At 74.4% G+C, this 22484-nt stretch carries 19 protein-coding genes; 11 read left to right on the top strand and 8 right to left on the bottom strand.

Translation table 11 applies throughout. The features are described 5' to 3' along the window. The first annotated feature begins 109 nt into the window (after nt 1-109). Together RVR_RS13625 and RVR_RS13630 are read left to right on the top strand one after the other, a co-directional pair. Nucleotides 110-1423, top strand: coding sequence for a family 4 glycosyl hydrolase (locus tag RVR_RS13625; protein WP_202234109.1), 1314 nt, complete (start codon nt 110-112; stop codon nt 1421-1423). After that, entirely contained in the window at nt 1420-2229 is an 810-nt protein-coding gene (locus RVR_RS13630) for a DeoR/GlpR family DNA-binding transcription regulator (RefSeq protein WP_202234110.1), read from the top strand. Before RVR_RS13625 ends, RVR_RS13630 begins: the two co-directional genes overlap by 4 nt. Nucleotides 2230-2250: 21 nt before the next feature. On the opposite strand, the gene RVR_RS13635 is transcribed toward RVR_RS13630, so the two are convergent. Next, nucleotides 2251-2433, bottom strand: coding sequence for a helix-turn-helix domain-containing protein (locus RVR_RS13635; protein ID WP_272933079.1), 183 nt, complete (start codon nt 2431-2433; stop codon nt 2251-2253). Between the two features lie 235 nt (nt 2434-2668). Here RVR_RS13635 and RVR_RS13640 point away from each other — a divergent pair, with 235 nt between their 5' ends. Together RVR_RS13640 and RVR_RS13645 are read left to right on the top strand one after the other, a co-directional pair. Then, entirely contained in the window at nt 2669-3172 is a 504-nt protein-coding gene (locus RVR_RS13640; RefSeq protein WP_202234112.1) for a helix-turn-helix transcriptional regulator, read from the top strand. 98 nt (nt 3173-3270) lie between these two features. Continuing rightward, nucleotides 3271-4257 carry a pseudouridine synthase gene (locus RVR_RS13645; RefSeq protein ID WP_202234113.1) on the top strand — a complete coding sequence of 329 codons (987 nt, stop codon included), beginning with the start codon at nt 3271-3273 and terminating at the stop codon, nt 4255-4257. A 117-nt stretch (nt 4258-4374) separates the two neighbouring features. Here the strand turns inward: RVR_RS13645 and RVR_RS13650 are convergent, their stop codons facing one another. Further along, nucleotides 4375-5199 (bottom strand): VOC family protein, encoded by an 825-nt coding sequence (locus tag RVR_RS13650; protein WP_346731451.1) that lies wholly within the window; start codon nt 5197-5199, stop codon nt 4375-4377. Nucleotides 5200-5475: 276 nt separating this feature from the next. On the opposite strand from RVR_RS13650, the gene RVR_RS13655 reads away from it, so the two are divergent. Continuing rightward, a complete protein-coding gene (locus RVR_RS13655) occupies nt 5476-5679 on the top strand; it encodes a hypothetical protein (protein WP_202234114.1) in 204 nt (67 codons plus the stop codon). Nucleotides 5680-5700: 21 nt separating this feature from the next. Here the strand turns inward: RVR_RS13655 and panD are convergent, their stop codons facing one another. Together panD and RVR_RS13665 are read right to left on the bottom strand one after the other, a co-directional pair. After that, complete coding sequence (panD, locus tag RVR_RS13660) at nt 5701-6123, bottom strand: aspartate 1-decarboxylase (RefSeq protein WP_202234115.1); 423 nt, start codon at nt 6121-6123, stop codon at nt 5701-5703. 343 nt (nt 6124-6466) lie between these two features. Then, entirely contained in the window at nt 6467-8731 is a 2265-nt protein-coding gene (locus RVR_RS13665) for an FUSC family protein (RefSeq protein ID WP_202234116.1), read from the bottom strand. A 175-nt stretch (nt 8732-8906) separates the two neighbouring features. Between RVR_RS13665 and RVR_RS13670 the strand changes: the two genes are divergently transcribed. From RVR_RS13670 to RVR_RS13680, 3 genes are all read left to right on the top strand, one after another. Next, nucleotides 8907-9344 carry a MarR family winged helix-turn-helix transcriptional regulator gene (locus RVR_RS13670; RefSeq protein ID WP_202234117.1) on the top strand — a complete coding sequence of 146 codons (438 nt, stop codon included), beginning with the start codon at nt 8907-8909 and terminating at the stop codon, nt 9342-9344. A gap of 333 nt (nt 9345-9677) precedes the next feature. Then, nucleotides 9678-9890 (top strand): heavy-metal-associated domain-containing protein, encoded by a 213-nt coding sequence (locus RVR_RS13675; RefSeq protein WP_202234118.1) that lies wholly within the window; start codon nt 9678-9680, stop codon nt 9888-9890. Between the two features lie 109 nt (nt 9891-9999). Then, nucleotides 10000-12339: a heavy metal translocating P-type ATPase gene (locus RVR_RS13680; RefSeq protein ID WP_272933080.1), complete on the top strand. Its 2340-nt coding sequence runs from the start codon at nt 10000-10002 to the stop codon at nt 12337-12339. Between the two features lie 201 nt (nt 12340-12540). Here the strand turns inward: RVR_RS13680 and RVR_RS38595 are convergent, their stop codons facing one another. Next, nucleotides 12541-15258, bottom strand: coding sequence for a D-alanyl-D-alanine carboxypeptidase (locus RVR_RS38595; protein WP_202234119.1), 2718 nt, complete (start codon nt 15256-15258; stop codon nt 12541-12543). A gap of 252 nt (nt 15259-15510) precedes the next feature. Between RVR_RS38595 and RVR_RS13690 the strand changes: the two genes are divergently transcribed. From RVR_RS13690 to RVR_RS13700, 3 genes are all read left to right on the top strand, one after another. Further along, nucleotides 15511-16212 (top strand): GOLPH3/VPS74 family protein, encoded by a 702-nt coding sequence (locus tag RVR_RS13690; RefSeq protein ID WP_202234120.1) that lies wholly within the window; start codon nt 15511-15513, stop codon nt 16210-16212. A gap of 271 nt (nt 16213-16483) precedes the next feature. Continuing rightward, nucleotides 16484-17338 carry a helix-turn-helix domain-containing protein gene (locus RVR_RS13695; RefSeq protein WP_202234121.1) on the top strand — a complete coding sequence of 285 codons (855 nt, stop codon included), beginning with the start codon at nt 16484-16486 and terminating at the stop codon, nt 17336-17338. A gap of 181 nt (nt 17339-17519) precedes the next feature. After that, nucleotides 17520-17729 carry a DUF397 domain-containing protein gene (locus tag RVR_RS13700; RefSeq protein WP_202234122.1) on the top strand — a complete coding sequence of 70 codons (210 nt, stop codon included), beginning with the start codon at nt 17520-17522 and terminating at the stop codon, nt 17727-17729. A gap of 114 nt (nt 17730-17843) precedes the next feature. On the opposite strand, the gene RVR_RS13705 is transcribed toward RVR_RS13700, so the two are convergent. The 3 genes from RVR_RS13705 to RVR_RS13715 form a co-directional block, all read right to left on the bottom strand. Beyond that, a complete protein-coding gene (locus RVR_RS13705) occupies nt 17844-19409 on the bottom strand; it encodes a sodium:solute symporter family protein (protein ID WP_202234123.1) in 1566 nt (521 codons plus the stop codon). A 385-nt stretch (nt 19410-19794) separates the two neighbouring features. Continuing rightward, a complete protein-coding gene (locus tag RVR_RS13710) occupies nt 19795-20991 on the bottom strand; it encodes an aminotransferase-like domain-containing protein (protein ID WP_202234124.1) in 1197 nt (398 codons plus the stop codon). Between the two features lie 217 nt (nt 20992-21208). After that, nucleotides 21209-22312, bottom strand: a complete 1104-nt coding sequence (locus RVR_RS13715) for an ADP-ribosylglycohydrolase family protein (RefSeq protein ID WP_202234125.1) — start codon at nt 22310-22312, stop codon at nt 21209-21211. Nucleotides 22313-22484 lie beyond the last annotated feature (172 nt).

Genomic DNA, 22484 nt, shown 5'->3' on the forward strand with positions numbered 1-22484 from the left:
CCCCCGCGGACCGCGTGGCCGGCGCCCCGCGCGGCGTACCCTGAATGCCGCTCTCGCCACGACCGGGACGACACCCACGAACGAACGACACAGCCGGAGGAGGACGGGCATGGCCGACATCGTGCTGACCGGCGCGGGCAACGTGAAGATGACCCGGCGCATCCTGTCCGACCTGTTCCTCGTCCCCGCCCTGGCCGGGACGCTGCGCATCCGGCTGCACGACATCGACCCGGACCGGCTGGCCACCGCCCTCACCCTGGCCTGGCGCCTGGACGCGGAGGCCGGCGCGGGGGCGGTGATCGAGTCCCACACCGACCGCCGGGCCGCGCTGGACGGCGCCGACCACGTGGTCTGCCAGCTCGGCGTGGACGGCTACGACACCGCGCTGCGCGACTTCGAGATCCCCGCGCGGCACGGGCTGCGCCAGACCATCGCCGACACCATCGGCATCGGCGGGATCTTCCGCGGCCTGCGCACCATCCCGGTCATGGTGGGCCTCGCCCAGGACATGGCCGTCTACTGCCCCGACGCCTGGCTGCTGAGCTACACCGACCCGCTGGTGATGACGCTGTGGGCGCTGCGGGAGGTCACCGGCATGAGCCGGGTGGTCGGCCTGTGCCACGCGGTCCGCGACACCCACGCCTTCCTCGCCGACGCGGTCGGCCGCGAGTTCGAGGACCTCACCTTCCTCACCGCGGGGCTCACCCACCAGGCGTTCGTGCTGCGCTTCGAGGCGGACGGCAGGTCGCTGTACCCGGAGCTGGAGGCCGCGGTGCGGGCCGACCCGAAGCTGGGGCGGCACGTGCGGATGGAGATGTGGCGCCGCTTCGGCTACTTCCCGACCGAGTCCAGCGAGCACGCGGCCGAGTACGTGCCCTGGTTCATGCGCCACGACGACGAGATCGCCCGCCTGGGCATCCCCGTCGGCGAGTACCTGGGGCGGCTGGGCCAGAGCCTGCACGCCTACGAGGAGATCCGCCGGGGGCTGGCCCAGGGCCGGCCGATGCTGACCCGCTGGCAGGACCCGGAGATCGCCTCCGAGGTGCTGCGCGCGATGATCACCGGCGAGCCGCGGCGGGTGAACCTGACCCTCCCCAACGAGGGGCTGATCCCCGCGCTGCCGGCCGAGTGCTTCGTCGAGGTGCCCGCCGACGTGGACGCCGCCGGTGTGCGGGCCGACCCGGTCGAGCGCTACCCCGCGCAGCTGTCCGCGCTCAACCGCACCTACGTCAACGTCGCCGAGCTGACCGTGCGCGCCGTGCTGGACGGTGAGCCCCGCCATGTGCGGCACGCTGCGATGCTGGACCCGAACACCGCGGCGACGCTCTCGCTCGCCGCGATCGAACAGCTCTGCGACGAGATGACCGAAGCACACCGCGACCTGCTGCCCGCCGGTCTCGCGGACCGGAAGGGCCAGGCGTGACGAGTACCCGTGAGCCGATGCCGGCCGAGGTCCGCCGCGAGCGGATGCTCGCGCTGGTCCAGGAGCAGGACTTCGTGCGGATCGCGGCCCTGGCCGAGGCGTTCGGCGTCTCGGTGGTCACCGTCCGCGGCGACCTGGACGTCCTGGAGGAGCACGGCCTGATCCGCCGGGTCCGCGGCGGCGCCCGGGCGGCGCCGCTGGACACCCAGAACGAGCCGTCCTACGAGCAGTCGCTGGGGTCGGCAGCGCTGGAGAAGACCGCCATCGCCAAGGCGGCGGCGAAGCGGGTCGGCAGCGGCCAGTCCATCGTCGTGGACGCCGGCACCACCACGACCTTCTTCGCCCGCGAACTGGTCGCCCGCCGGGACCTGACCGACCTGATGGTCTTCACCAACAGCACGAGCGTCGCCCACCAGTTGGAGCCGGCCATCCCGCGGTTCACCGTGGTGCTGTCCGGGGGGACGCTGCGACCGCTGCAGCGGTCGCTGGTCGACCCGATGGGCGGGCGCATCCTGGAGAACATCCACGCCGACACCGCGTTCCTGTCGTGCAGCGGCATCCACCCCGACACCGGCGTCACCAACATCAACATCCAGGAGGCCGAGATGAAGATCAGGATGCTGCGGGCCACCACCCGGCACATCCTGCTCGCCGACTCGACCAAGCTCGGCCGCACCGACCTCGCGCCGGTCTGCCCGCTCAGCGACCTGGACCTGCTGATCGTGGGCGACAACGCGACCGGCGCCCAAATCGCCCAACTGCGCGAGTACGGCCTGACGGTGGAGCTCGGCGAGCTGACGGACTGAGGCCCGCCGGGTGCGCCGCGGTCAGCGGTCGTCGTGGGTGATCGCGGCGACCGGGACGTCGAGCGCCAGGGCGCAGCGCCGGATCGTCTCGTCGCTGGCCCCGGCCAGTCCCCGCTCCAGACGGGAGAGGTGGCCCCGGTCCAGGCCGGTCACCGCCTGCATCTGGCGAAGGCTCATCTTCCGAGCAGTGCGAAGTGCCCTCATTGCCGCGCCGTTCGGTCTCACGTCTCGAAAGTATCCGCCGGTCACTCCGCTCGCAAGTCCAACAGATCGATAATCCGAGCTTTAAGAGCTGCGTCGGCGGACCTGAATACGTTTCCATGAGCCTCCGTAACCCCATGTCGCGCAACCAATAGGCGAGTTCCGGCCGTGTCGGCCGCAGGTGGGGAGGCTCGGAAGACGGCTGCGTGGTTGCGTGCAGTGCGGCATGATGTGGGCCATGGACGGAGATTGGTTGCGGCTGGGCGGCGTCATCCGGGCAGCACGCAAGCGCAAGGGACTCAGCCAGGTGCGCCTCGGCGACTCGATCGGGGTGAAGCGGACCGTCATCCAGACGATCGAGCGCGGGCACGAGTTCCAGAGCGTCACGGCGACCCTGCGGGACATCGAGCGGATTCTGGAGTGGGGGCAGGGCTCGATCGAGCACATCCTCGACGGCGGTGACCCGCTGCCGCCGGAGTCCCCGGGCAACCGCTACTACACCCGGCACGCCCGGCCGGACGCCGGCGGCGAGCTGCCGGTGCGGGTCTCCCGCGCGCTCGCCGAGGGCGTCACCCTGGACACCGCGATCGTGGCGCTGTCGCCCAACACCGAGATGGTGGTGGTGGTCAAGGGCAAGCCGGACGCCACCCACGACCAGATCGAGACGGCCCTCGCCGCGTGGGAGAAGAAGGGCGGCCACCTGGAGCGGCTGCGGGAGATCGCCGAGGGCGGGGAGGGCTGACCGCGGCCGCCCGGCCCCGCCGCGCGGCACCGCGCAGGCCGTAACCTGGCGGTAGTCGGCCCGGGAACCGCCAGGTCGGGCAGGGTGGAGGAATCACGATGGGGCGCAGGCCGGGCCGCCGGGCACCCGCCGCGCCGCTCGGGCAGCGCGAGGGCATCGACCCGGTACGGGTGCGGCTGCCGGACTCCGGCGAAGGGGGCGACGCGGCGGCGCGCGCCCCCTGGAGGACGGTCGGCGGCTACCTGCTGGAGCGGTACGGCGCGGCGGTCGGGCCGGAGCGGATCGGGGCGATGCTCGCCGCGGGCCGGTTCGTCACCGCGGACGGCCCGGTGCGGGCGGACACGCCGTACGCACCGGGGGCGTACGTGTGGTTCCACCGCGACCACCCGCCGGAGCCGGCCGTGCCGTTCCCGGTCGAGGTGCTCCACCGTGACGAGCGGATCGTGGTCGCCGACAAGCCGCACTTCCTGGCCACCACCCCGCGCGGCCGCCACGTCACCGAGACCGCGCTCGCCCGGCTCCGCCGCGACCTGGACCTGCCGCTGCTCGCACCCGCCCACCGCCTCGACCGGCTGACCGCGGGCGTGGTGCTGTTCGTCGTGCGCCCGGAGGACCGCGGCGCGTACCAGACGCTCTTCCGGGACCGGCGCGTGCGCAAGGAGTACGAGGCGGTCGCGGCGTACGACCCGGCGGTCGCGCTGCCCGCGACGGTGCGCAGCCGGATCGTGAAGGAGCGCGGGGAGATGGCGGCGCGGGAGGTGCCGGGGCCCTGCAACGCGGAGAGCGTCGTGGAGTTGGCGGAGCGGCGCGGCGCGCTCGGGCGGTACCGGTTGCGGCCGCTGACCGGCCGCACCCACCAGTTGCGCGTGCACATGCACGCGTTGGGGCTTCCTCTGCTCAACGATCCGATCTACCCGGTGGTGTTGGCGGAGGGCGGCGAGGAGCCCGGCGCGGCGGCCGACCCGTACGCCCGGCCGCTCCAACTGCTGGCGCGCTCACTGGAGTTCACCGATCCCGTGACCGGGCGGGAACTGCGGTTCGCCAGCGCGCGCCGGTTGGCCGCCTGGCCGCCCGCGCACGGCTGAGCGCGAGGGGGCGGCCGCGGGGGTGCGGCTGCGCGGGTGCGGGTGCGGCTCCTTCGCCCCGTCGGGCCGCACCCGGGTCGGACCGCGCGGCGGGCCGTACCCGTCGGGCCGTACGCGTCAGGCCGTACGCGGGTCGGGCTGGAGCACCGCGAAGAAGGCGCCCTCGGGGTCCCTGAGCAGGGCGATCCGGCCGATGCCGTCCACGTGGGTGCTGGGCATCAGCAGCGTCGCCCCGTGCGAGGAGGCGGCGGCCACCACCCCGTCGGCGTCGGCGACGCCGAAGTAGGGCTGCCAGTAGCACAGCCCCTCCGGAAGCTGCTCGGCGGTGAGCTGCATGATGCCGCCGTGCGATCCGGCCTGGCCGCCGCCGGGACGGGAGACGACCGTGTAGACGCCGGCGTCGCCGGCCAGCGGCATGTCCACGGCGTCCCAGTCGAGCACCGTGGCGTAGAAGCGCTTGGCCCGCTCCGCGTCCGTCGTGTACAGCTCCGCCCAGCACAGGGCGCCGGCGCCGGTCCGGTCCAACCCCCTGACGGTGCCCGGTTGGTAGACGGCGAACTCGGCGCCGGAGGGGTCGCAGTACCCGGCGATCCGGCCCTGCTCGCCGATGTCGAACGGCGCGAACCGGACGGTGCCGCCCGCCTCTTCGACGGCCTTGGAGGTCGCGTCGGCGTCCGCGGTCTCGAAGTACAGCGTCCAGGCGGGGGTGGCCCCCTCGTCGGTGATCGGGCCGAGGCCGGCGACGCTCTGCCCGTCGAGTTCGAACGTGCCGTACCCGCCGGCGTCCGGCCCCGCCGGGCGGAACTCCCAGCCGAGCAGCGCCCGGTAGAACGCCGCGGCGCCCTCGACGTCGCGGCTGCCGAGGTCGAGCCAGTTCGGCGCGCCGGGCACGTAGTCGTTGGTGAGCATGGTGCGGTCCTCCGGGGACGTGGTCGTGGACACGGGCGTCAGCGTGACGGTATGCCCGCGCGTGCCGGGCCGATCGACCGGCCGTGCGCGGAAGGGCGCGGCACGGAACGTGCCGGATGTCGGATTCCGTGGGATATGCAGCCGATACGGCCGCTGTGTCCTCCCTCACACTCGGCATGCCGGCGGTCTCCGGCGGCCGCGGTTCGTAGCAGGTCACGGCGGGGGCGGGGCCTCGGGGCGGGCCGCGTCGGGCCCGCGCGGCGGTCAATCCGTTCGGCGTTGTCAGTGCCCAGGTCTAGTCTGGATCACATGTTTGGGGGAGATCTCGATCAGGCGAACGCCGCGCTGCGCGCTTACGTGCAGGCGCACGGCGACCGGCCGTGGACGGCCGAGGAGTTGACGGAACTGGCGCGCCTGCGCGCCCAGTGGACGGCTGCCGCGCGCGGCGTCCGGGTGGAGATACGCCCGGTGTCCGGGCCGGTGCGCGGCGCCGCGGTGGTCGCCGCCGCTTGAAGGGGCGCACCGTCCGCCGCCTCAGGCGTGGACGACCGCGTGCGGAGGACGCAGGGCGTCGCTGCCGGGGGCGGGCTCGGCGGTGTCGTCGCCGAGCGCGATGACCCGGTTCCCGGCGTCGACGTGGACCACGGCCGGGCGCAGCTCACGGGCCTCGGCGTCCTCGACCTGCGCGTAGCTGATCAGGATCACCAGATCGCCGGGGTGCACCAGGTGGGCGGCGGCTCCGTTGATGCCGATGACGCCTGAGCCGCGCTCGCCCTCGATCACGTAGGTCTCCAGGCGGGCGCCGTTGGTGATGTCCACGATGTGCACCAGCTCGCCCGGCAGCAGGTCCGCGGCCTCCATCAGCTCGGCGTCCACGGTCACCGAACCCACGTAGTGCAGATCGGCCTGGGTCACGGTCGCCCGGTGGATCTTGGACTTGAACATGGTGCGCAGCACGGCGTCGCCTCCTGGCGGGTGAGTGGGTCGCGTTCCCTGGCGGGATACGCGCCGTCGCCTCCAGGGTAGGGCCGTCCCCGGCGGACCCGTCCGGAGGGGCCGGGCGGAGTGCGGAAGATCTCAGCCGGACCGAGTCGGCGCCGTCCCCGCGTCCGGGAATCCGGCCGGGGAGGCGGTGCTCGGGGGCCTGCCCCCGCGGGTCCGGGCCGGACGGGTCCGGGCCGGACGGCCGCGGGCGCTACGCGTACGGGCCTCACGGGCGCCGCGGTGCGGCAGCGCGGCGGACGCGCGGGCCGCGCGGGTCCGGCCCCGGTCGCTACGGGCAGGGGCGCGGGCCGCGCGGTCAGGACCGTACGGCTGCGGGCTGCGCGGGTGCGACGGGCGCGGGCAGCCGGTCGTACAGCTCGGCGAGCGCGGCGTCGAGCCGGAGGACGGCGGGCGGGCCGCCCCGTAGCGGCCGCGGGGGCGCCGCGTCCGGGCGGTTGCCGAGGCGGCGGCGCACCTGCCCGAGGTTGCGGGCCGTCAGGCCGAGGTGCGGGCGGGCAGCGGCCAGTTCGGCCGCGTCGCCGAGCGCGAGCGCGCGGGCGGCGTGCGCGCAGCCGGTCACCGCGTCCGCCCAGTCGGCGGCGTGCGGCGGCGCGGCCGGACTCGCCGCCGCGCCGGGCGGGTTGGGGGCCGAATCGCGGGCGGTGCGCCGCAGCAGCGCGCGGTGGGCCCGGGCGGGTGCCGCCGCCACCATGAGCTCCCGGTTGGCGCGGTCGAAACGACGGGCCAGTTCCCGTACCCGGGCCGGGCGCGGCTCCTCCTCGCGGGCGGCGGAGAGCAGGTCGTCCAGCGCCCGCAGGGCCGCCCCGGCCCGGACGCGCATGACCGTGGCGGTCGGCAGCGGCAGCACGAAGTACGCCGCCGCGATCCCGCACGCCGAGCCGAGCAGGATGCCGGCGGGGCGCTCCAGGAGCATGGCGCTCCCCTGCTCACCGCCCAGGTCGTAGAGCACCGCGAGCAGGCTGGTCACGCAGAACGCCCAGGCTGCGTACGTGCTCTCGCGCAGCCACAGGCCGACCAGCAGGTAGCAGAAGATCAGGGTGATCGCCACGGCGTGGTCGCCCACGACCAGGTGGGCGACGAGCGTGCCGGTGACCGCTCCGGCGAAGGCGCCGGCCACCCGCAGCCCGCTGCGGTGGACGACGTCGCCGCGCCCCCGCGCGGCGCTGCACACCACGAACGCGGTGATCACCGACCACGTCCAGTGGCCCGGGAAGAGCAGGTGGCCGGCGGCGAACGAGGCCGCCATCGCCGCGGTGAGCTGCGCGGACAGCCGGACCGACGGCTGCGGGTTGCGCCAGCCGCCCGGCCGCCGCGGGGGTGTTCGCGCCTCGGGCGCCACCGCCTGCCCCGCCGCCACCCCGCGTACGTCCGTGGCGGCGGCGCGTACGGCGTCGAGCGCGGCCGCCATCTCCTCGTCGTCCTCCCGGGCGCTTCCGGCCGCTGCCCCGCGCGCGGAGGCCGGGCCGCCGACCGGCGACCGTACGCCCGGGGCGCGCGCGGCCCGCGCGGGTACGGCGCGCGGCGAGGCCGCGTGCGGCGGGCCGTCCTGCGGGGCGGCACCGCCGTCACCGGGCCCGAGGGGTGCGGCCCCCTCCGGCGCGGCGGGCCGTGCCGTGGGCGACGGGAGTCCCGTAGCGGCCGCTTCCGGCAGGGCGGGAGACGGCGCGGACCACCCCGGCCGTGGACGGTCCTCGGCGGCGCCGCCCGCTCGGGCCGCTCCCGCCGCCGCGTACTTCCCGTTCCCCGCATACGGCCCGCCCGCCTGCTGCCCTGGAAGCGGCGGTTCCCGCGGCCCCTCGGGCGACATCCGCGCCGAGGGTCGCTGGGCGGCGACCTCGGCGGCGAGGACGGCCGCGGCCAGCCGGTCGAGCGGGGCGCGGTCGGCCCCCTCGGGCAGCCGGGCGGCGTCGAGCCGGTCCTCGACGGCGAGGGCGGTGCGGTGCAGCGCCTGCGCGGCCTTGGCACGCCGGGCGCCCCCCGGCGCGAGGGTGCGCAGCCGGGCGGCGGCGGCCGCGAAGTCGCCGGCCGCCGCGGCCGCCTCGCGGGTGGGCCGCGACGGCAGCAGCACCTGGGACCCCAGCACGCAGGCCACCCCGATGCCCCCGCACACCGCCCCCCACAGCGGACCGGTGGCCCTGGCGGCCGACGGCGGCACCGGCGCGACCAGTACCGCGATCAGCGGCGTGAGGGCGAGCCGTCCGAACCACCGCACCCTGCCGCCGAAGCGCGTCACGTAGCGCGAGCCGCCGACCGCGACCACGAAGACGGCCGCGCCGAACCACACGTCCCGCACCATCAGCCGCCCGACGCAGGCGGCGAGGACACCGACCAGGGGGACGTGCACCAGCGCGGACAACCGGTGCGGCAGGCTGGTGGCGTGCAGGGTGCGCGAGACCATCACCGCGACGACGGTCGCGATCACCACCATGCCGCCGGGCAGGCCGGCGACACGTCCGACCGCGCCCGACACCAGCAGCGCGGCGACCGCGGCGAGCACGGTGCGCACCGCGATCCTCAGCCGTACCCGGCCCGGGTCGAGCAGGCGCAGCCCGATCAGCATCCTTCGTCCCCCGTCGTCCCGGCCGAGGCGCCGCCCCGGTCGCTCCTGCCGCCCGGCCACACCTACCCGATTGGTAAGCATTGCGTACGAGATGTTTGGTCGCATCTGTACACAAACCCCGCTCCCGCCCGGTATGGCGCAGCAAAATCATACGCCTAGCTTAGGAACAGATCCGATGCCGTTCCCCCCTCCCTCCTCCGACGACACCGCCGTGGTCCGCCGCTCGGTGAACCGGCTGGCCCGGCGGATGCGCGCCGAACGGCTGCCGGACGGGCTGCCCAACGGCCGGCTGGGCGTCCTGTCGCTGCTGTACCGCGACGGCCCGAGCACCCCGAGCGCCATGGCCGCGGCACTCCACGTACAGCCGCAGTCGCTCACCCGGACGCTGGCCGCCCTGCGCGCGGACGGCCACGTCACGCACTCCCGCGACGCGAGCGACGGGCGGCAGCGGCTGGTCGAGCTGACCCGGAGCGGGCTCGACGCGATGGCGCGCGACGTCGCCCACCGGGACGCGTGGCTGCGGCGCCGGATGGACGCCGAGCTGAACGAGACGGAGGTGGCGCTGCTGCGGCTCGCCGCCGCGCTGCTCGACCGGCTGGCCGACGACGACTGAACGGCCCCCGTCCGGCAACCCGGTCCCCGTCCGGCGCCCCGTCCGGCAACCCGGTCCCCGTCCGGCGCCCCGTTCGGCAACCCCGCCCGACGGCCGCCGGGCACCTGTGCGCCGGCCCTCGCGCGAGCGCTCCCGACCGTACGCGACCGCTCCGGACCGCCCCGCCCCGCCACGCGACCGGGTGAGATCGGTCCGGCCTCACGGAATACCCCTAGGGGGTATAGGGTTGACGGAAGTGGGAGCGAACGACGCGCCCACCCGCCGCGGCACCCCGGCCGCGGCCGCAGGAGCCGCCGTACGCGTGACGCGTACCCGTCGGATGAGGAGCACAGCATGAGCGAGGCCGTCTACTCGGTGTCCGGAATGACCTGCGGGCACTGCGAGTCCGCGGTGAGCAAGGAGGTCGGCGCGATCCCCGGTGTCACCTCCGCGACCGCGGTGGCGAGCAGCGGCCTGCTGACGATCGCGTCCGCGCAGCCGCTCGACGAGGCGGCGGTGCGCGCGGCCGTGGACGAGGCGGGCTACGAACTGGTCGGACGGGCCTGAGCGGACGGGCCCGATCGGACGGTCCGCCCGCGGGAAGAGGTGCGGGCGGACCGGAAGCGGGCGGACGGCGGCCGATCGGAAAGCGACAGGGAGCAGCAGGGAGCGAGCAGTGGCAACCAGCACCGCACACGCGCACAGCGAGCCCGCGCAGAACCGGGTCGAGTTGACGATCGGCGGCATGACCTGCGCTTCTTGTGCCGCCCGGGTCGAGAAGAAGCTCAACCGGATGGACGGGGTCACCGCGAGCGTCAACTACGCGACCGAGAAGGCCAGGGTCGAGTACGCCGGCGCGGTGGGGGTGGACGACCTCATCGCGACGGTCGAGGCCACCGGGTACACCGCCGCGCTGCCGCCGCCCCCCGCCGCCCCGGCGCCGGAAGCGGCGTCCGGCGCCGCGCCCTCCTCCGACCCCGGCACCTCCGACCGCGGCGCCTCCGGCTCCGGCCCGGCCCCGGACGGCCGCGATCACGAACTCACCACCCTGCGCCAGCGGCTGGTCACCGCCGTCGTCCTCGGCCTGCCCGTGGTGCTGCTGTCGATGGTGCCCGCGTGGCAGTTCACCAACTGGCAGTGGCTCTCGCTGACCCTCGCCTCGCCCGTGGTGGTGTACGCCGGCTGGCCCTTCCACCGCGCCGCGCTCACCAACGCGCGGCACGGCGCGGCCACGATGGACACCCTGGTGTCGGTCGGCACGCTCGCGGCGTACGGCTGGTCGCTGTGGGCCCTGTTCTTCGGGGACGCCGGCATGGCCGGCATGACCCACCCCTTCGCGTTCACCGTCTCCCGCGGCGACGGCGCGAGCGAGATCTACCTGGAGGCGGCCGCCGGCGTCACCGCCTTCATCCTCGCCGGGCGCTACTTCGAGGCCCGCGCCAAGCGCCGGGCCGGCGCCGCCCTGCGCGCGCTGCTCGAACTCGGCGCGAAGGACGTGGCGGTGCTCCGCGACGGCACCGAGGTACGCGTGCCGATCGGCGCGTTGGCGGTCGGCGACCGCTTCGTGGTGCGGCCGGGCGAGAAGATCGCCACCGACGGCGTGGTGCGCGAGGGCGGTTCCGCGGTCGACGCCTCGCTGCTGACCGGCGAGTCCGTGCCGGTGGAGGTCGGCCCCGGCTCCGCCGTCACCGGCGCGACCGTCAACGCCGGCGGGCGGATCGTGGTGGAGGCCGTGAAGGTCGGCGCCGACACCCAACTCGCCCGGATGGCCCGTCTGGTGGAGGACGCGCAGAACGGCAAGGCCGCCGCCCAGCGGCTGGCCGACCGCATCTCCGGGGTGTTCGTGCCCTCGGTGATCGTGCTGGCGCTGGGCACGCTCGCGGTCTGGTTCGCCCTCGGCGAGGGCGCGACGGCGGCGTTCACCGCGGCGGTCGCCGTCCTCATCATCGCCTGCCCGTGCGCACTGGGCCTGGCCACGCCCACCGCGCTGCTCGTCGGCACCGGGCGCGGCGCCCAACTCGGCATCCTCATCAAGGGCCCCAAGGTGCTGGAGTCCACCCGGGCCGTGGACACGGTGGTGCTCGACAAGACCGGCACGGTCACCAGCGGCTCGATGACGCTGACCGGCGTGCACGTCGCGGACGGCGAGGACGAGGAGGTGGTGCTCCGGCTGGCCGGCGCCCTGGAGCACGCCTCGGAGCACCCGATCGCCCGCGCGGTCGCGGCCGGTGCGGCCGAGCGGCTCGGCACGCTGCCGGCGCCCGAGGACTTCGCGGGTCTGCCCGGGCTCGGGGTGCAGGGGGTCGTCGACGGGCACGCCGTAGTCGTGGGCCGGGAGCGGCTGGTGCGGGAGGAGGCGCGGGAACTGCCGCCCGCGCTCGCCGCGGCCGGGGCCGCCGCCGAGGAGGCCGGCGCCACCGCCGTCGCCGTCGGCTGGGACGGCCGGGCCAGGGCGGTGCTCACCGTCTCCGACGCGGTCAAGCCCACCAGCCGGGAGGCGGTCCGCCGGCTGCGCGCGCTCGGCCTGCGGCCGGTGCTGCTGACCGGGGACAACGCGAAGGTCGCCCAGGCCGTGGCCGCGCAGGTGGGGATCGCCGCGGCGGACGTCCACGCGGAGGTGCTGCCGGAGGAGAAGGTGGCCGTCGTACGGCGGTTGCAGGAGCAGGGCCGGGTGGTGGCGATGGTCGGCGACGGCGTCAACGACGCGGCCGCGCTCGCCCAGGCCGACCTCGGGCTGGCGATGGGGACGGGCACCGACGCCGCCATCGAGGCGGGCGACCTCACCCTCGTACGGGGCGACCTGCGGGTGGCGGCGGACGCGATCCGGCTGGCGCGGCGCACCCTGGGGACCATCAAGGCCAACCTGTTCTGGGCGTTCGCCTACAACCTCGCGGCGATCCCGCTGGCCGCGGCCGGGCTGCTCGACCCGATGATCGCCGGTGCGGCGATGGCCTTCTCCTCGGTCTTCGTGGTGGCCAACAGCCTGCGGCTGCGCGGGTTCGCGCCGCTGCGCTGAGCGCCACCCGTACGGGGCCGCTTCCCAGGGGGGCCGCTTCCCAGGGGGGCCGGCCTCGGCGGGGAGCGGCCGCACCGGGGCGGCCTTGCGGGCAAGGCCCTTTGACGCACGGCGTCCCCCGACCCGCCGGTTCCCACCGGCGGGTCGGGGGACGTTCGCGCCCGGGTGCCCGCGGACGTCCGCGAGCCGTCGCGGGGGGGCTCAGAAGTGGCTGAGCTTCGCGCCGAAGCCCGGCGCGTCCAGGTCGCTCCGGAGCACCACGGGCACCGTCGTACGGGCCGCGCCGCTGCCCAGGCCGAGGGTGCCCACCTGCGTGCCGGCCGCTGCGTGGTGCGGCACGCCGTCGCTGTCCGCGGTGAGCGTCAGCTCCTGCTTCATACCGGCCCAGCCGATGGCGGTGAGGTCCTTGGACGTCACCACCGGGGTGCTGCCGCCGAGCCCGTCGTCGACCTCGCCCACGACCGTGCCCTTCTTCACCACCGTCGTGGAGGAGAGGCCGCCCTGCACCGAGTCGATCAGCGCCTGGCTGCGGGTGAGCGCGGTCTGAAGGCTGTCGTCCACCGTGGTGCCGCCGTGCTGCTGGAGCACCACGCCGAGCACCAGCTGCTCCTTGCCGGCGACCGTCTTGTGCGCCGCCCACATCAACGCGCCGCCGGCCGGGGTGCTGGAGCCGGTCTTGATCCCGACCACGCCGACCTTCACCAGGTCGTTGTTGTTGTTGTAGATCCGGCCGACGCCGGGGATGTCCACGTTCGGCAGCGCGACCACCGAGCGGAAGACGCTGTTCTTCATCACCTCGCGGGCCAGCTTGAGCTGGTCCACCGCGGTGCTGACCGTGGTCTCCTCGATGCCGCTGGCGCCGGTGTAGGTGGTCTGCGACATCCCGAGCCGCTTGGCCGTCGCAGTCATCTTGGCGACGAACGCCTCCTGCGTGCCGGAGTCCCAACGCGCCAGCAGGCGGGCGATGTTGTTGCCGGACGGGATCAGCAGCAGTTGGAGCATGCGGCGTTCGTCGAAGCGCTGCCCCTTCTTGACCGGTGCCGTCGACTGGTCGTCGGACCCGGCCTCCTCCGCCGCCTGCGCGTCGACGGTGATGGTCGGGCCGCCCTGGTTGCCGGTCAGCGGGTGGTCGTGCAGGACCACGTACGCCGTCATGACCTTGGTGAGGCTGGCGATCGGCACGGGGGTCTGCTTGCCGTGCACGCCGAGCGAGCCCAGCCCCTCGACCTCGGCGACCGACTGGCCCTCGGACGGCCACGGCATCGTCTGCGGCAGCGGGGTGCCGGCGAAGGTGTACGCCGGGTCCGCGGTCAGCGCCAGTCGGGGCGACGGCAGCGGGCGCACCGCCTGGACCACCACGAAGACGATCGCGAGCAGCAGGACCAGGGGCGTCCAGATCTTGAACCGGCGCACCACCGTGCGCAGCGCGGTCTCCGGCGGCGGCGGGGTGTTGGTCAGCTCGGCGAGCAGCTTCAACGGCTGCTTGTCCGGCGGCAGCGGCACCGGCATGCTGCGGGTGCCCTGGGGACCCTCCGGCTCGCGGCCGGCGGTGTCCTCGGCGCCCGCGCCGGCAGGGGCGCCGGCGGCGCTCCGGCCCCCGGATCCGGCGGCCGGCCCGGAGGAGGGGGCCGGCGGAGCGGCCGGGGGCAGCGGGGCGGGCGGCGGCGCGGGCTCGGCCCGCGTCGGGCGGCCGGGGGCGCCGAAGGCCACGGTGCCCCCCGCGGACGGCGCCTGGCGGCCGCTGTGCGGCCCCTCCGGCCACTCCGCGGGGATGTCCGAGACGAGGGGCTTCACGGTCGGTCCAGGGCCCTTGGGGGGCGCGGAGGGGCGTCCGGGGGCGTCCGCCGGGGGCACGGCCGGGGCGCCCGTGCCGGCGGACGGGGTTTCACCGTCCTGGGCGTCGGCCGTCCGGGAGCCGCCGGCGTCCGTCCGGGCGACGGCTCCGACGTCGGAGCCCGTGCCCGCGTCCGAGCGGGAGTCCGCGTCCTCGTCCGCGCCAGGGTCCGTACCGGCGGCGGAGTCCGCGGTGGGGTCGCCGACCGCGTCGGCGTCCGGGGCAGCGTCCGCATCCGCATCCGCATCGTCGGCCTCGGCGGCGGCGTCGGGCCCGGCCGCCGAGCCGGCACCCGCGCCGTCCGCGTCCTCGGCGCCGTCCGCGGCCGCGGCCTCGGCGGCGGGCTCCTCCTCGGCCTCCGACCCGCTCTCCGTATCCGTCGCGGCGGCCGGTGAACCGTTCGCCTCCCCGTCGGCGTCCTCCTGGGTGTCCTCCCCGACGTCCGCGGAACCGTCCTCGGAGGACTCCGCGCCGGAGTCCTCGGGGGCGCGGTCCGCGCCGCCCGCGCCCCCGTCCGCGCCCTCATCGGCGCTCACGCCCGCCGGCCCGTCCGCCTCCTCGTCCACCTCCCCGCGGGACTCGACGCCGGAATCGACACCGGAATCGACGTCGGCCCCCTCCGAACCACCCGCACCGGGCGCCTCAGGGGCCCCCGCGGCCGCACCGGCCCCACCGCTCTGGTCACGATTCGGTTCCGTTTTCCCGCCCTCTTCCCGCGCCGAGCGGGGCGCGGGGGGAGCGGTGGGGGGCGCGTGATCGGTCACCGTGTCCACCTCGGCTACGTCGTCCGACGTAGCCGGGGCATCGGTCGGGGTACGTCCGGACGACCGGTCCGACGACTCCGCGAGGACTCCCGCCTCGGGGTGCGAGCGGGGCTCCGACCTGCTGTCTTCGATGTCGTCCTGCGCGTGCGCGCCGGGCGCGTCCACCTCGTCGTCCGCCGTCCGCCGCCCCGCGTCCCCCTCCGTCACCCGTGCCTCCGGAGGCAGCCGGAACACCGCCAGCCTCGGATCCGTGGCCGGATGGATACCCGGCTCCCCCGACGTCTCGTGCTGCTGCTCCCTGCCGGGGGCGTCGCCCGCCACGCAGACCTCCTCCACACATCGTGATGACTCATGCACACACTCGGGCAAAAACGCGCAGAGATGGCGCCCTTACCGGTCCTGGACCACACTGGCAAGTGTCCCGCGACAGGCACGCAGCCCGTCTGCGACACCCCATCCACCCCGTAGACGAGAACGACATACCACCCGGTTCCCGCCGATATGGAGAAGGCGCTCTCGACAGGCCGGTGTGAGAGGCGTCACCCTGTCATTCATCCACGCGGGGAGGCATGGATGGGCAAGAGCCGCAGAACAATTCCGGAAGAGCTGTTGCTGCTCGCCTTGGACCCGACCACCGGGACCACGGCGCAGCCGCAGTCGCTCGACCTCGGCCTCGCCGGGGCCCAGCTCGTCGAGCTGGCCCTGGCCGGACGGATAGCCCCTGACGGGGATCGTATAGCCGTGGTGCACCCACGGCCGACAGGAGATCCGACTCTGGACTCCGCGCTCGAACTGCTGCGACGCCGTGGCAGTCCGGTGCGCGCCGTCCACTGGATCGGCGGGCCCCGGCTGGGGCTGCGTCAGACGTATCTCGCACACCTGGAGCGGTGCGGCATGGTGCACGCCGTGCCGGGTCAGATGTGCGGGGTGCTGCCGACCACGCGGTACCAGGCGACCGACAGCGCGGTCAGCCGGGAGATCAGGACCCGGTTGGACAACGCGATCCGCACCGGCGTACCGCCGGACCCGCGGACCGCGGCGCTCGCCGCGCTCGCCCACGCCGTGGGACTCGGCAAGCACCTGTACCCGGGCAACGAGGGCCGGTCATCGCGATCGCGCCTGCGTGACCTGATCCGGTATGACCCGATGGGCGGTCTCGTGGCGCACGCCGTCATGGACGTGCAGAACGGGGTGGCGGCGCAGCCGAAGCGACCGCCGGCCCAGGCACAGCGCTCCGCGGGGCACAGCGGGATGGCACGGGCCGGAGCCCGGTGACCTGACCGGCAACAGGCCGACAGCATATGTCGTTCACGCACACACAGTACACAACATGTCGCTACCCGTGCACATCGCGGGAGCGGCGACGGCGCGCGAGGTGGCGGCGTTCCGGACACGTTCCGGTGTGCCGCTCCCCCGCGCGCCTCCCTTTCCGCTCCAGGTCCCGGGGCACGGTTGCAAGGTTGTCCGCCCATTCGCCAGCGCGGCGATGACCGGTGGTGGCAGGCTGCTGACCATCAGTACGGTTCAGCGTGGAGGTGCAGTCCCTGTGGTCGCGAACGTGAACCCCACCGTCAGGCGCCGCCGGTTGGGGTCGGAGCTGCGCAAGCTCCGCGAGCAGAAGGGGATGACGGCCGAGGAGGTCGCGGCCCGGCTGCTGGTCTCCCAGTCGAAGATCAGCCGGCTGGAGAACGGGCGGCGCAGCATCAGCCAGCGCGACGTGCGCGACCTGTGCGGGGTGTACGGCGTCGAGGACGTGCGGATCGTCGAGTCGCTGATGCAGATGGCCAAGGAGTCCAGACAGCAGGGCTGGTGGCACGCCTTCGGCGACATCCCGTACAGCGTCTACATCGGTCTGGAGACCGAGGCGGCGAGTCTGCGGGTGTTCGAACCCCAGGTGGTGCCCGGCCTGTTGCAGACACCCGCGTACGCCGCCGCGATGATCGCGGGGAACCTGCCGGAGGCGACCACCGAGCAGGTCGAGAAGCGGGTGAGCGTGCGGATGCGCCGCCAGGAGCGGATCACCGACCCCGACGCGCCGCTGCGGATGTGGGCGGTGATCGACGAGGCCGCGCTGTGCCGCCGGGTGGGCGACAACGAGGTCATGCGCGAACAGCTCGCCCGACTCGTCGACATGAGCCACCTGCCGCACGTCACCGTGCAGGTGCTGCCGTTCGAGGTGGGCGCGCATCCGGGGCTGAGCGGTCAGTTCGCGGTGCTGGAGTTCACCGACACCACGGACGCGACCGTGGTGTACCTGGAGGGCGTCAACAGCGACCTGTACCTGGAGAAGGACACCGACGTGCAGGCGTACAGCGTGATGTACGAGCACCTGAGGGCGCAGGCGCTGAGCGCCGACCGGACCCGGGAGTTCATCGAGGACGCGGCCGCGCGTTACGCGTGACGGCGGGGTACGTGGCGGGCAGGATACGCCCCTGCCGGTTCGGTACGGAAGTCTTGCTGGGAATATGCCATCCGGTCGGGTGAAGTGCCCCTCCCTTGGCTGAAGTTGGCGGGTAGCGTCGAAGGCGTCAGTCAGTGGCGTGTACCGCGCGCCTTCCTCACCAGTACAGACCGGAGCAGAGATGGCAATCAAGCTGGGCAGCACCCCCGCCTGGGTCAAGTCCTCACGTTCGACGGGCAACGGCGCGTGCGTCGAGGTCAAGTCGCCCGCGGCGGAGGCCGTGGTGGTCCGCGACTCGAAGGACCCGCACGGTCCGGTGCTCACCTTCGCCCCGCAGGAGTGGGCCTCGTTCGTCAGCGACGTGGACGGCGGAGCGTTCGACCTGCGCTGACGCCGTACGGGCGAACGTCGCCCACACCGCGCAGGAGCCCTCTCGACTGGCCGCCGTCCTGGCCGAGAGGGCTCGCTCCGCCCCGTCCCCGCCACCTCGGGGGTCATGCCGGCGTCACTCCGTGGCGGGCGTACCGTACTCGCCGAACTCCCCCGTTCCCGCCGGCCGTCCGGCGCCCTCGGCGGGTCCCTCGGCGTCCACCTTCGCGATGATCGCGTCCCGTTCCGGGGTGTCCTCCGGCTTGATCCAGCCGATCACCACGAACAGCACCAACGACACCGCGACCGGGACGGAGATCTGGTACTCCAGGTTCACCCCGCCCGAGACCGCGTCGTTGACGGGGTAGTTGAGCAGGTAGAAGGCGAGCAGGCCCATCGCCCAACTGGTGAGCGCCGCGGTGGGTCCGGACTTCCGGAAGCGCCTCATCAGCCCGAGCATGAACGGGATCGCGATCGGCCCGACCAACCCGGCCACCCACTTGATCACCACCGTGATGATGTCCTTGAACGTCGGCGAGTTGACCTGCGTCGCCACCGCCATGGACAGCCCGAGGAAGAGCAGGGTGGTGGTGCGCGCCGCGATCAGGCCGATCCGGGTGCTCCAGTCCCGCGCGCCCCTGGAGACCGCGGGGGCGATGTCCCGGGTGACCACGGCCGAGATCGCGTTGGCGTCCGAGGAGCACATCGCCATGGTGTGCGAGAAGAACCCGACCACCACCAGGCCCAACAGGCCGTGCGGCAGTAGCCGTTCGCTCAGCAGCGCGTAGGAGTCGGAGGCGTCGGGCTTCTTCGCGTGCACCAGCAGCGGGGCGACCCACATCGGGAAGAAGAGCACCAGCGGCCAGACCAGCCACAGCACCGAGGAGAGCGCGGCCGAGCGGGAGGCCGCGCGGGCCGAGGGCGTGGCCATGTAGCGCTGCGCCTGGTTCCACATCCCGCCGTTGTACTCGAAGGTCTTGATGAACAGGTACGCCAGCAGGAACACGGTCGTGTACGGGCCGGCGGTGGGGTGCCCGTGGTGCCGCAGGGCCGGCTCGTCCCAGACGTTCCAGATGCCGCTGATCCCGCCGATCTGCCGCAGGGCGGCGACGAGCATCGCCAGGCCGGCGACCAACTGGATGACGAACTGGCCGAGTTCGGTGAGCGCGTCGGCCCACAGGCCGCCGACCGTGCAGTAGATCGCGGTGATGGCGCCGGTGATGACGATGCCCTGCGTGATGGTGATGCCGGTGAAGACCGACAGCAGGGTGGCGATCGCGGCCCACTTGGCGCCCACGTCCACGATCTTGAGCAGCACGCCGGACCAGGCCAGCGCCTGCTGGGTGGCCAGGTTGTAGCGGTCCTTCAGGTACTCCAGCGGTGAGGCGACGTGGAGTTGGGAGCGCATCCGGTTCAGCCGGGGGGCGAACAGCTTCGCCCCGATGCCCACCCCGATCGCGATCGGGAACGCCCAGGTGGCGTAGGAGGTGAAGCCGTACTGGTAGGAGATGCCCGCGTAGCCGGTGAACATCACCGCGCTGTAGCCGGACATGTGGTGCGAGATCCCGGACAGCCACCAGGGCATCCGGCCGCCGGCCGTGAAGTAGTCGCCGACGTCGTCGACGCGTCTGTGGGACCACAGGCCGATCACCACCATCACGCCGAAGTACGCGATGAGAACGGTCCAGTCGAGACTGTTCATGTCCCCTCCCGGGGGTCCGCCTTGTGAACGTGGGGGGCACTTCGCCGTACCGCTCGCCCGGGCGGGTCGCCCCCTTGCGGGAGTGGGGACTTGGGGGATTGAACCCTTGCCGCGGGGAGGCGGTCAAGGGCCCCGTTGTTCACGAACCTGAACTCAGGTCAGAAAGCAGAACGATTTTACCGTTTCTTTGCTTAACTTGGCATTGTGACGACCCGGCCGCCGAACCGACGATGAGCGGGCACTTCGCCGGACGTCCGCATCCCCGCGCCCTGGCGCGCGGCACGACGGAACGGCCGCCCGGGACGCGGGAGTTCCGGGCGGCCGCAAGGGAGGGAGAGCACGGGCGGGGCGCTGCGAGCGGCCCGCGCAGGCCGGGGACCGGGGCCTACGGCCGGAGCACTCCGGCCAGGCGGGCCAGGCCCTCGCCGATCTCGGCCGGGGTGTGGGTGGTGAACGACATCCGCAGCGCCGTCGGGTCCGGGTCGGCGGCGAAGAACGGCGCGCCCGGCACGTAGGCGACGTCGCGGGCGACGGCCGCCGGCAGCAGCGCGGTGGCGTCGTGGCCGGCGGGCAGCCGGACCCACACGAACATGCCGCCCTCGGGGCGGTTCCAGCCGGAGCCGGCCGGCAGCGCGCCGGGCAGCCCGGCCAGCAGGGCGTCGCGCCGCGCGCGGTAGGCCGCGCGCACCCGGTCCAGGTGCGCGTCCAGGTCGCTGTCGGCGAGGTAGCGGGCGACCGCGGCCTGGTCGACGGTCGAGGTGTGCAGGTCCGCGGCCTGCTTGGCGACCACGCAGGCCCGGCGGAACCCGGCCGGGGCACGCAGCCAGCCCAGCCGCAGCCCGGGCGCCATCACCTTGGAGAAGCTGCCGAGCAGCACGGTGCGGTCGGCCGCGGCGTCGTGGGACGCGATGAACGGCTGGTGCGCGCCCTCGAACCGCAGCTCGCCGTAGGGGTCGTCCTCGGCGATCCACAGCCCGTGCCGCCCGGCGACCTCGGCGACCGCACGGCGGCGGTCGGCCGGGAGCGTACGGCCGGTGGGGTTCTGGAAGGTGGGCACGAGGTAGAGCAGCTTGGGGCGCTCGCGGCGCACCAGTTCCTCCAGCGCGTCGGGCAGCACCCCGTCGGCGTCGGTGGGCACCGGCACCACCCGGGCGCCGGCGAAGCCGAAGCACTGGAGCGCGGCGAGGTAGGTCGGGTTCTCCACCAGCACGGTGTCGCCGGGCTCCAGCAGGGCGGTGGCGATCAGGCTCAACCCCTGCTGCGACCCGCCGGTCACCAGCACCTCGTCGGGGTCGGTCGGCAGGCCGCGCCGGGCCGCCCTCGCCGCTATCGCGCCGCGCAGGGCCGGGTCGCCCTCGCTGGTGGAGTACTGGAGCACCTGGCCCGGGCGCTCGGCGAGCACCCGGTCGTACGCCCGGCGCAGCCCCTCGGCGTCGAACAGCTCGGGCGCGGGCAGCCCGCCGGCGAACGAGATCACCTCCGGGCGCGCGGTCAGCGCCAGGATCTCGCGTACCGGCGACGCGCCCACCGAGCGGGCGCGGCCTGCGAGTTCGGGGAGTGCTCCGCGGATGCCGGTCGTCATGGCGAGCAGCCTACGAAGAATCGTTGTGGTGTCCAGCTACTTTCCACGATGCGGGCAGCGGTCCGGCCGCGGAGCCGGCCCACGGACGCCTCCGCCCGGTGCGAAGGCCGCGGGCGCGGGGCGGTGCGGGGGCACCGGGAGGGGCGCGCCCGGGCGTCGGGGGGCCGTGGGGCAGCAGTCCAGGGCCGTCAGGCCGCCGGGCAGCGGTCGGGGGCCGTCAGGCCGCCGGGTAGCGCTCCAGCCACGCCGGGCTCGCGCCCGCGGGGCCGTGCAGCGCCGGGGACTGGGTCATCTCCATCGCGAAGTCGTCGGCGAGCTGGAGGATCGTGGCCCGTCCCTCCAGCTCCGCTATCCAGGCCGGCGGCAGTGCGGTCTCGCCGTGCTGGACGCCCAGCAGGTTGCCGCAGACGGACCCGGTGGAGTCGCTGTCGCCGGAGTGGTTGACCGCGAGCAGCAGGCCGTGCCGGACGTCCTCGGCGACCAGCGCGCAGTACACGCCGATCGCCAGCGCCTCCTCGGCCGTCCAGCCCTCGCCGAGCGCCTCGACCCGCTGCGGGGACGGCATGCCCTGCCGCACCGCGCCCAGCGCCCCCTGGAGGGCGTCGGTGGTCTCCTGGTGGCCGGGGCGGGTGCCCAGCAGGGCGAGGGCGTGCTGGACCGAGCCGTCCAGCGCCTCGCCGCGGGCCAGGCCGTGCACGATGACCGCGAAGGCACCCGAGGCGAGCTGCCCGGTGGGGTGGCCGTGGGTCTGGGCGGCGCACTCGACCGCGAGCTGGAAGACGAGTTGCGGCTCCCAGCCGACGAGCAGGCCGAACGGCGCCGAGCGCATCACCGCGCCGCACCCCTTGGAGCCGGGGTTCTTCGGCTCCTCCAGGGTGCCCATCCGGTCGTCGGACAGGCCGCTGAGGCACGCGCCGCCGGGCGCACGGCGCGCGTACAGCCACTCCTCGCGGGCCAGCCAGCCGGTGTCCTTGCGGCGCTCGTCGGGGCCCCACTCGTTCTGGGTCGCGGCCCAGCGCAGGTAGGCCCGGTGGATGTCGGTCGGCGGGTGCCAGGCGCCGGTGTCCCGGCGGACCTGGGCGCGGATCAGGCCCTCGACCGTGAAGAGGGACATCTGCGTGTCGTCGGTGATCGCGCCGCGCCGGCCGTACGCGGGGACGTAGTCGGTGACGCCGTCCGCGCCGTGGCCGCTGAGGATGGCGTCGAGCGACTCGAACTCCACGCCGGCGCCGAGGGCGTCGCCGATCGCACCGCCGAGCAGGCAGCCGCGCACCCGGCTGCGGAAGTCCTGTTGCTGCGCGCGTCCCCAGACAGCGGTCAATGCGCTCTCCTTCGAACATCCCCCGATCCGACCCGTGCTGCGCCGCACGATATCCGACGAAACCGAGAGCGGAAGGGGGCCCGAGGGTAGGTGCGGGCTTGTCCGCGATGGGCCGCCTTTTCCGGCGTTTTCCGGGGTTCCTCCCGGTTCGCTCCGGGTCCGGTGGGGCGGC

This window comes from Streptomyces sp. SN-593 (assembly GCF_016756395.1).
Classification (GTDB): Bacteria; Actinomycetota; Actinomycetes; order Streptomycetales; family Streptomycetaceae; genus Actinacidiphila; species Actinacidiphila reveromycinica.